The sequence below is a fragment of the Sporosarcina sp. P7 genome (assembly GCF_002743425.1).
Taxonomy (GTDB): Bacteria; Bacillota; Bacilli; order Bacillales_A; family Planococcaceae; genus Sporosarcina.
In genome coordinates, this window is record NZ_PDZF01000005.1 from 1 (window position 1) to 12,860 (window position 12,860).

At 42.1% G+C, this 12,860-nt stretch carries 14 protein-coding genes; 11 read left to right on the forward strand and 3 right to left on the reverse strand.

Annotated features, from left to right (window positions below; all coding sequences use genetic code 11):
• Positions 1-288: 288 nt before the first annotated feature.
• Positions 289-1,554 carry a BaiN/RdsA family NAD(P)/FAD-dependent oxidoreductase gene (locus tag CSV60_RS06470; RefSeq protein ID WP_099636407.1) on the reverse strand — a complete coding sequence of 422 codons (1,266 nt, stop codon included), beginning with the start codon at positions 1,552-1,554 and terminating at the stop codon, positions 289-291.
• A 151-nt stretch (positions 1,555-1,705) separates the two neighbouring features.
• Between CSV60_RS06470 and CSV60_RS06475 the strand changes: the two genes are divergently transcribed.
• Entirely contained in the window at positions 1,706-3,322 is a 1,617-nt protein-coding gene (locus tag CSV60_RS06475; protein WP_099636408.1) for a putative polysaccharide biosynthesis protein, read from the forward strand.
• A gap of 3 nt (positions 3,323-3,325) precedes the next feature.
• The gene (locus CSV60_RS06480) at positions 3,326-4,057 is read left to right on the forward strand and encodes a pseudouridine synthase (RefSeq protein ID WP_099636409.1); all 732 of its coding nucleotides are present in this window, start codon (positions 3,326-3,328) and stop codon (positions 4,055-4,057) included.
• A 51-nt stretch (positions 4,058-4,108) separates the two neighbouring features.
• Here the strand turns inward: CSV60_RS06480 and CSV60_RS06485 are convergent, their stop codons facing one another.
• Positions 4,109-4,330, reverse strand: coding sequence for a DeoR family transcriptional regulator (locus tag CSV60_RS06485; protein ID WP_099629597.1), 222 nt, complete (start codon positions 4,328-4,330; stop codon positions 4,109-4,111).
• A 377-nt stretch (positions 4,331-4,707) separates the two neighbouring features.
• Between CSV60_RS06485 and dat the strand changes: the two genes are divergently transcribed.
• From dat to CSV60_RS06505, 4 genes are all read left to right on the forward strand, one after another.
• Positions 4,708-5,592: a D-amino-acid transaminase gene (dat, locus tag CSV60_RS06490; protein ID WP_099636410.1), complete on the forward strand. Its 885-nt coding sequence runs from the start codon at positions 4,708-4,710 to the stop codon at positions 5,590-5,592.
• Entirely contained in the window at positions 5,576-6,547 is a 972-nt protein-coding gene (locus CSV60_RS06495) for a nuclease-related domain-containing protein (protein WP_099636411.1), read from the forward strand. The genes dat and CSV60_RS06495 overlap by 17 nt, the downstream gene beginning before the upstream one ends.
• A 36-nt stretch (positions 6,548-6,583) precedes the next feature.
• Positions 6,584-7,234, forward strand: a complete 651-nt coding sequence (trmB, locus tag CSV60_RS06500; protein ID WP_099636412.1) for a tRNA (guanosine(46)-N7)-methyltransferase TrmB — start codon at positions 6,584-6,586, stop codon at positions 7,232-7,234.
• A 116-nt stretch (positions 7,235-7,350) separates the two neighbouring features.
• Complete coding sequence (locus CSV60_RS06505) at positions 7,351-8,196, forward strand: YtnP family quorum-quenching lactonase (protein WP_099636413.1); 846 nt, start codon at positions 7,351-7,353, stop codon at positions 8,194-8,196.
• 457 nt (positions 8,197-8,653) lie between these two features.
• On the opposite strand, the gene CSV60_RS06510 is transcribed toward CSV60_RS06505, so the two are convergent.
• Entirely contained in the window at positions 8,654-8,968 is a 315-nt protein-coding gene (locus CSV60_RS06510) for a peptidase M4 (protein ID WP_029052835.1), read from the reverse strand.
• A gap of 202 nt (positions 8,969-9,170) precedes the next feature.
• Between CSV60_RS06510 and CSV60_RS06515 the strand changes: the two genes are divergently transcribed.
• The 5 genes from CSV60_RS06515 (at position 9,171) to ytpR (ending at position 12,842) form a co-directional block, all read left to right on the forward strand.
• A complete protein-coding gene (locus tag CSV60_RS06515; protein WP_099636414.1) occupies positions 9,171-10,244 on the forward strand; it encodes a M42 family metallopeptidase in 1,074 nt (357 codons plus the stop codon).
• A 28-nt stretch (positions 10,245-10,272) separates the two neighbouring features.
• Positions 10,273-10,788 carry a DUF84 family protein gene (locus tag CSV60_RS06520; protein WP_099636415.1) on the forward strand — a complete coding sequence of 172 codons (516 nt, stop codon included), beginning with the start codon at positions 10,273-10,275 and terminating at the stop codon, positions 10,786-10,788.
• Positions 10,789-10,866: 78 nt separating this feature from the next.
• On the forward strand, positions 10,867-11,385 hold the full coding sequence (locus tag CSV60_RS06525) for a hypothetical protein (protein ID WP_099629604.1): 519 nt from the start codon (positions 10,867-10,869) through the stop codon (positions 11,383-11,385).
• A gap of 33 nt (positions 11,386-11,418) precedes the next feature.
• Positions 11,419-12,234, forward strand: a complete 816-nt coding sequence (locus tag CSV60_RS06530; RefSeq protein ID WP_099629605.1) for a DUF1444 domain-containing protein — start codon at positions 11,419-11,421, stop codon at positions 12,232-12,234.
• A complete protein-coding gene (gene ytpR / locus CSV60_RS06535; RefSeq protein WP_099636416.1) occupies positions 12,231-12,842 on the forward strand; it encodes a YtpR family tRNA-binding protein in 612 nt (203 codons plus the stop codon). Before CSV60_RS06530 ends, ytpR begins: the two co-directional genes overlap by 4 nt.
• Positions 12,843-12,860: the final 18 nt, after the last annotated feature.

Genomic DNA, 12,860 nt, shown 5'->3' on the forward strand with positions numbered 1-12,860 from the left:
TCCCAAGGGCTCAAAAGTCTATTATCACGTTACGAAACTTTGCGTCATCAATCTTAGTTGAACCGCCGTATACCGAACGGTACGTACGGTGGTGTGAGAGGTCGGGAGTTAATCACTCCCTCCTACTCGATTTATGGAATGCGTTTTGCGATTATCATATTTATGGACTATGCGCTCTATAGAATACGTTGAACGCTCTATCGGACGGCTTAAGCGCTCTATGCGACACGCTAACCGCTCTATCGCACGTGTCGACCGCTCTATGCAGACGTTCAACCGCTCATACGATTATTCCGTTCGACTTAATAATCCGGCATTCATTCCCGCCAGGCGCCCTGTTACAAGAGCGGCGGTAATATTATAGCCACCCGTATAGCCGTGAATATCTAAAATCTCTCCACAGAAGAACAATCCGATTTTTTTACGTGAAGCCATCGTCTTTGGCTCTACTTCTTTTACTGAAACGCCGCCGCCCGTAACGAATGCCTTCTCAATCGGTTGCGTGCCTGTAATATGTACAGGGAACGTCTTAAGAAGTTTTGCGAGTGTACGTATAGCCTCACGCTTAATATCTATGCCGATTTCGGTTTCCTCGATTTCCGCTTTCTTCAATAAAAATAGCAACCAACGTTCAGGTACGAGACCTTTCAATGAGGTTTTTACTTGTTTCTTAGGTTCGTCTTTTAAAATTTTCGCGATAGTTTGTGTCAATTGTTCTTCATGTTGATCAGGTAGTGAATCAATTTGCAGCAAGACAGGCTGTTTGCCGTTTTTCATCTGCTCTTTGACCACATATTGGCTGCAGCGTAAAATCGCTGGTCCACTTAATCCGAAATGGGTGAAGAGCATGTCCATCTGATGGGTAACAAGCGTTTTCCCTTTTTTATTCAATACAGACACTTTGACGTCACGTAACGCCAGACCTTGTAAATCTTTCGAGACAATAAATGGTTCGCGCGACAGTAACGGAACTTCTGTTGGATACAATGTCGTTACGGTATGGCCCGCCCGTTCAGCCCAAGGGTATCCGTCACCCGTGCTGCCTGTTTGTGGAACGGCTTTGCCTCCGACTGCAACGACTACTGCATGAGCACGTACTTCTTCACCGTCTTCTAACCGAACACCGAGAACCTTTTCATCATCCATTAATAATTTCTGAACTCGACTTTCCAAGCGTATGTCCACGCCTAGTTCATCCATCTGATTTAATAGGGCGTTGATGACATCTTTAGACTTATTTGAAACGGGAAACATCCGTCCGTGATCTTCTTCTTTTAACGGAACGCCAAGGCCTTCGAAGTAGTGGATGATATCTTGGTTGTTAAAGACAGAGAACGGTCCATATAAAAACTTACCGTTTCCCGGAATATGTTTAATGATTTCTTCTTGTGACAGTCGATTTGTGACGTTACAGCGACCACCGCCTGAAATGGCTAGTTTATTGCCAAGTTTACGTCCTTTTTCAATCAATAAAACCCCCTTTTTTTGTTCGGCTGCTGCAATGGAGGCCATTAACCCTGAAGGTCCGCCACCAATTACGATTACATCATACATTGTAGAACCACTCTTTCATTTCATTTTGTCTTTCATTATACACCATATGGGCATCGTTGCTTTTTGATTTGGACTTGAGATAAAGATTGTGCAAAAGCGTGTCGAGGGGTAAACTATACAAGAATCTCTTTAGGAATGGAAGGAATCAATTATGGCATCCAATTTATTGAAAGGCACGGCCATTTTAACGATTGGCTTATTTTTATCGAAGGCACTCGGCTTACTCTATGTAATTCCGTTTTATGCAATCGTTGGAGAAAAGAGTGTCGGTCTCTATCAATATGCATACATACCTTACAATCTAGCACTGGCGGTCGCGGTATCCGGGGCTCCGCTCGCCATTTCAAAGTTTGTCTCTAAATACAATGCGTTAGGCGATTATGCGACCGGACGGAAATTAATGAAATCGGGCATGCTCGTCATGTCTTTAACGGGCCTGCTGTCATTTCTTGCGTTGTTCTTCCTAGCGAATCCGATTGCGGAACTCGTCATCAAAGATGAAGAACAGATTTTCACGGTTCAAGATATTGCAACTGTCATTCGTTGGGTCAGCTTTGCTTTGCTGGCAGTACCGTTACTTAGTATCGCCCGTGGATTTTTGCAAGGTTATCAAAAGTTCGAACCGACTTCTGTTTCCCAATTAATTGAACAGATTGTACGCATCATTGTTGTGCTTGTCGGAGCTTTTGTGGTCGTCAATGTACTGGATCTATCGCCGAAAATCGCTGTCCAGTTTGCCGTGTTTGCTGCGTTTATTGGAGCACTCGCCGGGTTATGGAGTCTTTACTATTACTGGAGAAAATATCAGGATGAATTTGATTATTTGTTATCGAATAGTCCGCCAGCGAGTTCGGTGTCGTTGAAACAAATTTATACGGAAGTCCTCGCGTACGTATTACCATTTGTATTGGTCGGAACGATTAATCCAATTTATCAATTCGTCGACATGATCACTTTCAACGGCGCTATGAAATCAATCGGCCTTTCAAGTGTATCTGATTTATATTTAACAAAGCTGAATTTTTTAACACATAAGATCGTGATGATTCCCGTGATGGTCGCAACTGGATTTTCTATGGCGCTCATCTCCATTATCACAAAGGATTATACGTCTAACAATCAAAAGGGCGTCACACGATCACTCGATCAAACGTATCAGATCATGCTGTTCTTGACGATTCCAATGGTTATTGGGTTAATTGTCTTGAACAGTGAAGTCTATCAATTCTTATATGAGTACGATGTAGCGGGAGCGAGTGTCTTAGCTTCCTACGCACCGGTAGCGATTCTATTTGCGATGTTCACCGTAACGGCTGCCATCTTGCAAGGAATTGATCATCATAAATGGATTGTCTTCACTTCATTGCTCGGATTGCTAGTGAAAATGCTCATCAACATTCCGCTGATTAAATTGTTTGAAGTGAACGGCGCAATTATCGCCACCGCCATTGGCTACTCGGTAGCAGTGTGTATCAATTTGTACGTCATTAAAAAAGCCTTGAATTATAAATCTGAAATGGTCATCAGACGCTTGTTTTTAATATTGGCTTTCAATGCAGTAATGTTTGCTGGTGTTTGGCTGACGAATAAAGGCTTGAATATGGCGCATATTCCAGTGGGACGTTGGCAAGCTTTGTTGTATGTCATGATAGGATCAGGTGTCGGAATGGTGATTTATGGATTCTTGGCTATCAAATCAGGACTAGCACAACAATTATTTGGAGATCGTCTAACACGTATGATGAGACGCTTTGGACTTGGAGGATAATCAATGAGACTGGATAAATTATTATCAAACACAGGCTATGGTTCACGTAAAGAAGTTCGACAACTCTTGAAAAAAGGAATGATTCGGGTCAACGGGGCAGTGATGAAAGATCCTGCCCAGCACGTGGATCCAGATTCAGACGCGATTTCATTGCTAGGTGAAGAAGTCGTCTATAGAGAATTCATCTACTTGATGATGCATAAACCGCCTGGCGTCTTATCTGCGACGGAAGACAACCGTGATCAAACAGTCGTTGATTTGCTTGCGAGCGAAGATCGGCATTTCGAACCGTTTCCGGTAGGTCGCTTGGATAAAGACACAGAAGGGTTATTACTTCTGACAAATGACGGGAAACTGGCGCATAATTTATTGTCACCGAAGAAAGAAGTGCCGAAAACGTATTATGCGAGAGTGGCTGGAATAGTAACAGAAGAAGATGCAGAAGCTTTTGCGCGCGGGGTGATTTTAGATGATGCCTATGAAACGAAGCCTGGCATTCTACACATATTGCATTCTGCTGAAGAGTCGGAGATTGAACTGACGATTACAGAAGGTAAGTTTCATCAAGTGAAGCGGATGTTTGAAGCGGTAGGGAAAAAAGTGGTGTATTTGAAGCGGTTAACGATGGGACCGCTTGAATTGGATCCAGAATTGGAACTAGGTGAATACCGTGAGCTAACAGAAGCGGAATTGCTACAACTAAAAGAAGTAGATCGTTCCAAGCAAAAGGGCTGATGCAAAAGCATCAGCCTTTTTGCGTTGTAAATTTGTATATAGGAGGCTACATCAGGAAGATAATTTCACTTTCTTGGACGTCGTCGTCCATTCGCCGCGGACTGAGCTCTTAATCAATTCATTGTACTCCAGAACATTTAAGTCACGTTGTGCAGTGCGGGGTGAAATATTGAATTCCTCCGCCACGGCCTCCGTTGTTACTTTTCCGTTATCCCGAATGAACAGATAGACATCTTTGATACGAATTAACATGCGATCGGTAGCTGGGTTCATTTAAGAAACCACTCCTTCATCTTCATATTTTCACGCCAACATTTCAAAGGAAGATTGTTGGGGTATTCTTTGATATTACCTTTCCTGATTCGCTCCTTTTATCTACGCTATGCCAGAATAATAAGTGAATGATTCTGACAATAGTAGTATAACGTATTTTATATAAAAGCGCACATGTTTTCGCTTATACTTTTGAATAAATTAGAATAAATAGTTTACTAGTTACTGAGTTAGCTGTTCTTAAGAGATGAATAGAAAAAATGGCTCTCACTCTAATAAGGTCTAATTGATTTTATGTCATAAACATGTGAAAATAGAAAAAGAGGAAACTGGCGGTAATTTGGCTTGAGGTTTCATATAGGAAGGGTGGCGGTTGTGTGATCTATTTCAAAGATGGGGAATACCTAACAGAAGATAAAATGAACGTCTCGGTGAATGACCGTGGGTATGTTTTTGGCGATGGCGTCTATGAAGTAATTAAAGTATATGATGGCGCATTGTACACAGCGAAAGAGCATTTGGAGAGATTACTTGAGAGTGCAGAAAAAATTCGTGTGAGCCTGTCGTATACTATCGATGAGCTACTCGAAATCGTACAAAGGCTACAGTCGGATAATCAAATATCTGTCGGACATATTTATATACAAGTCACTCGCGGTGTGGCGCCACGTGCGCATCATTTCCCGGAAGACAGTGTCCCTGTCATGATTGGCTATGCCGTAGAAAATGCACGTCCTATGCAATTTCTTCAACAAGGCGCTGCGATGAAGTCTGTTGAAGATATGCGTTGGCTTCGTTGTGATATTAAGAGTTTGAATCTCCTCGGCAATGTCATGGCGAAACAAGAGGCGTTTGATCATGGATGTCAAGAAGCGTTGTTCGTACGGGACGGGTTGGTACGTGAAGGCTCTTCTTCCAATGCATTTGGTATTAAGGACGGTATCCTGTATACACATCCTGCTAACCATTTCATACTTAACGGAATTACTCGTCGTGTCGTATTGCAAATAGCAGAGAAGTTAGCGATTCCAGTTAAAGAAGAAGAATTCACATTGCCACAAGCGTTAGAAATGGATGAATTTTTCTATACGTCTACGAATGCTGAAATCACACCGGTTATCACTATAGATCAGCAACCTATAGGACAAGGAGTTCCGGGGCCGTTGACGAGAAAGTTACAAGAAGCATTTGAGGCGCAAATTCCGAAGTTAGTGGCGGCTGGTCATCATAAGGAAAGAGAATCAAATGGCCCAGCTAATTAAACTTGCGGATTATATTTCGCGGTACGAGAATGATCTAACCCGTTATCCGACACAATTCATCCGTCTGAAGCGCTACCAATGGAAACGTATTAAAAAACAATGGGAGCACGGTGTGGATATATATGCGGAGCAAGCGGCTACTTTTTCTAAGGATGTGGAAGTGCCTTCGAAATGGTATACGGTATTATTCAAAAAATGGCGTAAACAACCAGATGTGGAATTGACACAAGCGTCCGCTATTTCTGAACAAGCGGTAGAAGATCAAGAGAATGATTGGGATTTTCAAGCTTCTATTTCAAGTCAACCTTCGAATGTTGAACAGTTAAAAAAGGCTTATCGTGATCAATTGTTTCAATTCCAATTAAAGTGGGCTAGTTCTACATTGTATGACCGATCCCGTGTAGATCCAAAGTATTTCTCTGATCCATTGTTGAAGCAACTGACACTGCGTTTACCTGATAGCTTCTTGTTGCTTTATTATCCAATCGTCAAAGTCAATAAGGCACCTGTCGAGTTGGACATCATCTTATTAGCTCCTACTACATGCTATTGCATCACAGTGCTAGAAGATGAAAGAATGGCTGCGTACATAGGTAGTGGCGAAAGGTTTTGGCTGAAGAAGTTCGGTGAAGAACAAGCGAAGGTGCTGAATCCAACGATAGCGCTTAGTAGAATGGAGAAAGTGGTTTCATCATTTTTCAGAGCAGCGAAAGTGGAAATCCCGATCAAGAAGCTGATTGTATCGAGAAATGGCTATATTGACTATCCTGGTACTCCGTTTGAGGTTACAACCATTGATCGCAAAACATATGACCAATGGCTGACAAAGTTATGCAGTAATCCAAGTCCCATGAAACATACGCAATTTAAAGCCGCACAAGCAATATTGGATCATGCACAAACTACAGCGATGAGTCGGTTGTTTGATGCAGAAGAAATCATAGAAGAGCAATAGAAAAGAATTTACTGAAAAAGAGAGAGTGTACTGATTATGCGTTTACGAAATAAGCCTTGGGCTAAAGATTTCATGGCGGAGCATCCGGATGTATTGATTTTGGATCCGGAAGGCAAAAAGAATCGTTGGACTGAAGAATTCGGGAACGATGCGCCAATCCATATTGAAGTGGGTACAGGTAAAGGTCAATTTATCATTGGAATGGCATTAGCTAATCCGGAGATTAACTATATTGGCATCGAACATTTCGATAATGTCATTGTATCCGCCTTAGAGAAAGCGATTGAAGCGGAAAAACCTTCGAATCTACGTTTGATGCGTGTTAATGGAGAAGAGTTGGAATCCATTTTCGCGGATTCGGAAATTCATCGTGTCTATTTAAACTTTTCTGATCCATGGCCAAAAGATCGCCATGAAAAGCGTCGATTGACACATCCGAATTTTTTAGCGAAATATGAAGGTGTTTTGAAGACGAATGGAGAAATTCACTTCAAGACAGATAATCGTTTGCTGTTTGAATATTCCCTTGTTTCCATGACGAATTATGGGATGAAATTACTATCCGTTTCACTCGATTTACATGCAAACATGCCTGAAGACAATGTGTTAACCGAGTACGAAGAAAAGTTTTCAAGTAAAGGTCAGCCGATTTATCGTCTGGAAGCACAATATCAAAGCGAATTCTGATTGATAAGAGATTAAAAGCTGTTGGACATTGTACTTTTCTGCTGGAGCTCTAGGGCTCAGTGGAAAAGTACAATGTCCATACAACAGTTACTAAAGGAATGTAGGGAGGAATTATTTTGGATCAACTAACTTTTCATGATATGAAACTAACGTGGTTAGACGGAGGCGTAAACTTTTTAGACGGAGGTGCGATGTTCGGTGTCGTTCCGAAGGCTCTATGGTCAAGGCGCTATGAAACAGATGAAAACAATTTAATTGAACTACGAACAGACCCCATCCTCATTCAATATCAAAATAAAAATTATTTAATTGATTCCGGTATCGGAAAAGGTAAGTTGGACGACAAGCAAAAGCGTAACTTGGGTGTCCGTGCCGAAACGCGTGTAGAGGAAAGTTTAGAAGAGCTTGGCATGACGCCTGATGATATTGATGTTGTGTTAATGTCCCATCTTCATAATGATCACGCGGCAGGTTTGACACAGTGGGAAGATGATCAGCTGGTGTCTGTATTTAAAAATGCCAAGATCTATACTTCACAAGTTGAGTGGGATGAAATGAGAGAACCGAATATTCGCTCACGCAATACGTATTGGAAAGAAAACTGGGAGCCAATTCAAAGTCAAGTTGAGACATTTGAAGAGGAGATTGAAGTAGCACCAGGTATTAAGATGATTCATACGGGCGGTCATAGTGACGGCCATTGTGTAATTAAGCTAGAGCAAGGCGGCGAGACGTTAATTCATATGGCGGATATTATGCCGACGCATGCACATACGAATCCTTTGTGGGTACTTGCGTATGATGATTATCCAATGGACTCGATTTTTGCAAAAGAGCGCTTAATGAAGGAAGCGCTTCCAAATGAGTATGGGTTTATTTTCTATCATGATGCGGTGTATCGCATGGCGAAGTTTAGTGAAGATGGGAAGACTATTGTAGATAGCTTGCCTCGTACTCGGTGAGAATCTGACGTTTGGGTTTAAGTACGAGGTAAAGTTCAAGTTATTGGTGAGCTAGAGGGCGCCGTTGATCTACGTTCCAGGCGGACGCTTTCCGCGGGCACGGCTTCAATCTCCTCGTCACTGCGTTCCTGCGGGGCTTTCAGCTCGTGCTGTTCCCGCAGCAGTCGCCGCCTGTAACGAAGATCAACTAGTATTGTTTTCTTTCTTTAGAACGCTGATTTTATAGTAGTGATTAGAGATAAAAGGCAAACCCTAAAATTCGTAGGGTTTGCCTTTTTGCTTAGGAAAATAATATTTGAATAAATAGTAATCCAGCCAAATACTACCTGAACTGCTTTTCTCACAAATCTTAGAGAAGCGTTATACGATTCGCACTCAACATGCATCCAAATAAAAAAGGCCATCGCAAGAAGTGGAAGCTTCTTGGATAGCCTCTTCGGTTAAATTAAGAAGTTGATTACTGACGAACTAGCTCAACGACAGTACCTGTTTTCGCATCGGCTGCGAATTCAAATTGCTCTAGCTTGCCGTCTTTCATGCGAGAAACGCCACCACGGTAAACATCCATAGAAATCACGTGATTTGTGTAAGGTTCTGGTTTCATAACAATCCACGAACCGTCGATTGGTCCTTCTTCTTTAAATGCATCTTTTACTTTTTTCAATACGTTATCAGCAGGTACTTCTTCATTGTAACGATTAAATGCCTCATTCACTACTACGCCTGCAGCAACACCAGTTAAAATTCCAGCTAAAAAGTCTTTTACTCTCATGGCTAATTGCAGCCTCCTTCGCAAATCTTTTCTTATAGTGTAACATAGTTTAAAAGTACATGGCGATTCAAAAGCGTTTCCAATTTTACTAATCGGCAGAATATGGCACTTTTGTGTAAAGTACATTCTTAACCTAATTAGTATTCATCTGTTTGCTATGTGGATATACTACACATAGACAATAAAAAAGTGAGGGATTTAGATGAAAAATGAAACATTGGCGTTATTTCGTACATTGACTGAACTTCCGGGCGCACCTGGTAATGAATACCGTGTCCGGGCTTTTATGCGCGAGCAGTTGGCACAGAACTCGGATGAGATAATTCAAGATGGTCTCGGTGGCGTGTTTGGTGTTCGGCACGGAAAAGAAGACGAGCCGAAAATTATGGTTGCTGGACATATGGATGAAGTCGGCTTTATGGTAACAGGTATTACAGATAACGGAATGCTTCGTTTTCAGCCGTTAGGAGGCTGGTGGAACCAAGTATTATTGGCACAACGAGTCCAGATCATCACGGAAGATGCGGAAATTCCCGGTGTGATCGGTTCGATTCCACCGCACTTGTTGAGTGACGCAGAGCGCAGCAAACCAATGGATATCAAAAACATGCTGATTGATGTTGGCGCTGACGACAAAGCAGATGCTGAGCGTTTCGGCATTCGTCCCGGTCAGCAAATCTTGCCGATTTGTCCGTTCACACCGATGGCTAATCCAAAAAAGATTATGGCCAAAGCATGGGATAACCGCTATGGTTGCGGTCTTGCCATAGAGCTTTTGCAAGAAGTAAAAAATGAGACGTTGCCGAATACATTGTATTCAGGGGCAACCGTTATGGAAGAAGTCGGCTTACGTGGCGCGCAAACGGCAGCACGTATGATAGATCCTGATCTATTCTTCGCACTCGATGCAAGTCCTGCAAATGATGCAAGTGGCGATAAAAAAGAATTTGGTCAATTGGGCCAAGGAACGTTGCTACGTATTATGGACCGCTCGATGATCACACACCGTGGTATGCGCGAATTCATTTTAGATACTGCTGAAACTCACAATATACCGTATCAATACTTTGTATCCCAAGGCGGTACGGATGCAGGGCAAGTACATGTAGCCAATAACGGCGTGCCAAGTGCTGTCATCGGTATTTGTTCTCGTTACATCCATACTGCGGCTTCCATTATCCACACAGATGATTATGCAGCAGCGAAAGAATTAATTACAAAACTAGTAAAAGCATGTGATAAAACAACTGTGGAAACTATTAAACAAAATTGCTAAACGACTAGAAATGAAATGAGGATGTGGAATGGAATTTGTTCTGGGCTCTGAAAATCAGGCGAAAAAACGTGCGGTAGTTCGGGTCGTTGAACGTTACGTGGAGAACAGTACCATTTCTTTTGCGTCCGTTCAGTCAGGCGTCAGCGCACAGCCGATGAGTGAGGAAGAAACGCGGCAAGGTGCCATCAATCGTTCGATCACTGCAGCAAAGAATGCTTTTGGTATAGGTTTAGAAGGCGGGGTTCATATGCTTTCCGGCACGATGTATCTCTGCAATTGGGGCGCCCTCACCACGCCGGAAGGCAAAATGTTTACTGCCGCGGGCGCACAAATCCCTTTACCGGACGAATTAGCTGATGAAATTCGCCGTGGCAAAGAGCTAGGTGATGCAGTGGATGCCTATTTCAAAAAGCAAAATGTACGCACGTCAGAAGGGGCTATGGGTATGTTGACGGCACAACTTGTACCAAGGGATGCGTTATTTGAACATATCATGCAATTATTGATTGGCCAGCTCTTGTATAGCACGTCGCTACAAAGCTGACGATTGCAATAGCGTCGGGGTGCGATTAGAATAGGACTGATAGAAAATTGAACGAAAGTAGAGAAGGGGGGAACCTGAATGTTGCGAAGTGGAAAGGTTTTCTTGCTGTTGCTACTGGCTGTCGTGTTGGTAGGATGTAATCAGAAAGTGGAAGTCCGTACTGACGATGCATTTGTTTCAGCGAAAAAAGTATTTGAACTAAATAGCAAGAAACCAAATCAAACGGTGGGCGATATTGAATTCTATAAACCGCCAACTCTACGAATGGATAAAGAATCAACTTCCCAAAAGATTGTTTTAACTAAACGAAATGATTCATTTTATCTAACAGTTAATCCGAATGAAAAGAAAAATAGTCAAGTCTATTATGACGTACTGTTAACGGATGAACCGGATGATTTAGTAGGTGCACAAACATTTTCTAAAGATGAAGCATTTGGCTTTGTTGCGGTCATACAAAAAGGTGAGAAACAAGTAGAGTTAATCGCTAACGTAGGCGGAGCGAAAGTTGAAACTGTGACGGATGAAGAAAACACCAAAGCGTATTTAGAAATGATGATGGAAATTGCTCGTTCGGTTCAACATGACGACCAGTAAGTAATTTTGAGTAGTGAAGGAGAGGGTTAACGAATGGAAGCTGAAGATTTGGTAGAAGAACTAAAGAAACGCTTACCTAAAGAGAACTTTGATTGGCAATTTGACCGTCGGGCTGACAAATTGCGGATTGTCCACCATACTCTTCATAAAGGCATGGATATTTCATTACCTGAAATTCTATCCAAGTATGAACAGAAAAACGAACGTGCAATCGATGAAGTGGTGTATACCGTCCTAGAGACATTTCGCGCCATGGAGCAAGAACAGGCAAAAGGCTTCGCAGGAGAAAATACAATTTATCCTGTCATCCGTTCGACTTCATTTCCAACTGAAAGTTCCGCAGGACAAGCTTTCTTAACGAAAGAGCATACAGCCGAAACACGAATTTTCTATGCGCTAGATTTAGGAAACACGTATCGCCTGATTGATCAAGGGATGCTGTCCGATCTGCAGATGACAGAACAGGAAATTCAGGAAGTCGCAATGTTTAAAGTGAAGTCGTTACCGACAACGTATAAGCAAGATGTCGTCTCTGATAATATATTCTACTTCATCAACAATAACGATGGCTATGATGCGAGCAGAATATTGAATCAGCCATTTATGAGAGAAATGGAACAGAAAATACAAGGGCATATGGTCGTTTCCGTTCCTCACCAAGATGTGTTAATCATTGGAGATATAAGGAATGAAACAGGCTATGACGTCGTGGCGCAGATCGCGATGCAGTTTTTCACAACAGGTGCCGTACCTGTTACATCATTGTCTTTCATTTATGAAGATGGTAAGCTTGAACCGATTTTCATTATGGCGAAAAATAGATTGGCAAGAAGGGATCAGAAAAAATGAATATATTTTATAATCCAGAAGGTGTTGGCGACGTATTGTTCGTTCAACTTACAACTGAAAGACCGGCAGCAATTATTGTGGAAAGAAAAAATAATGTCGCTTTGATTAAAAATGAAGAGACAGAAACTGTAATCGCGTTCAATTTATTTGATGCATCCAGTTATTTCACTGTTTCAACAGTAGGTCAAGTAGAACTGACAGAAGAGCTTGGCGAACAAATACAAGAAGCTTTAGTGAAAAATGACATTGCGTTAGAATTGGAATTGGACTTCACTCCGAAATTCGTTATAGGCTATGTTGCTGAAAAAGAAAAGCATCCAAATGCAGATAAATTGAACATTTGTCAGGTAGACGTAGGGGAGGAAACATTGCAAATCGTTTGTGGCGCCTCTAATGTGGAAGCTGGACAGAAAGTGGTCGTAGCAAAAGTAGGCGCTGTAATGCCTTCAGGTATGGTCATTCGTGATGCGGAACTTCGTGGAGTCGCTTCGTCTGGTATGATTTGTTCTGCTAAAGAACTCAATCTGCAAGATGCGCCCGACGCAAAAGGAATTCTCGTATTAGAAGATGATAAGAAAGTCGGAGAGGCTTTCGAAGGTACGTTGTAAATATATCCATAGGAAAAA

Bases quoted from the DNA above. Each gene is read 5' to 3' on its own strand.
- CSV60_RS06470 (WP_099636407.1), bottom strand. From the start codon at position 1,554: ATGTATGATGTAATCGTAATTGGTGGCGGACCTTCAGGGTTAATGGCC.
- CSV60_RS06475 (WP_099636408.1), top strand. From the start codon at position 1,706: ATGGCATCCAATTTATTGAAAGGCACGGCCATTTTAACGATTGGCTTA.
- CSV60_RS06480 (WP_099636409.1), top strand. From the start codon at position 3,326: ATGAGACTGGATAAATTATTATCAAACACAGGCTATGGTTCACGTAAA.
- CSV60_RS06485 (WP_099629597.1), bottom strand. From the start codon at position 4,330: ATGAACCCAGCTACCGATCGCATGTTAATTCGTATCAAAGATGTCTAT.
- CSV60_RS06495 (WP_099636411.1), top strand. From the start codon at position 5,576: ATGGCCCAGCTAATTAAACTTGCGGATTATATTTCGCGGTACGAGAAT.
- trmB (WP_099636412.1), top strand. From the start codon at position 6,584: ATGCGTTTACGAAATAAGCCTTGGGCTAAAGATTTCATGGCGGAGCAT.
- CSV60_RS06510 (WP_029052835.1), bottom strand. From the start codon at position 8,968: ATGAGAGTAAAAGACTTTTTAGCTGGAATTTTAACTGGTGTTGCTGCA.
- CSV60_RS06515 (WP_099636414.1), top strand. From the start codon at position 9,171: ATGAAAAATGAAACATTGGCGTTATTTCGTACATTGACTGAACTTCCG.
- CSV60_RS06520 (WP_099636415.1), top strand. From the start codon at position 10,273: ATGGAATTTGTTCTGGGCTCTGAAAATCAGGCGAAAAAACGTGCGGTA.
- CSV60_RS06525 (WP_099629604.1), top strand. From the start codon at position 10,867: ATGTTGCGAAGTGGAAAGGTTTTCTTGCTGTTGCTACTGGCTGTCGTG.
- CSV60_RS06530 (WP_099629605.1), top strand. From the start codon at position 11,419: ATGGAAGCTGAAGATTTGGTAGAAGAACTAAAGAAACGCTTACCTAAA.
- ytpR (WP_099636416.1), top strand. From the start codon at position 12,231: ATGAATATATTTTATAATCCAGAAGGTGTTGGCGACGTATTGTTCGTT.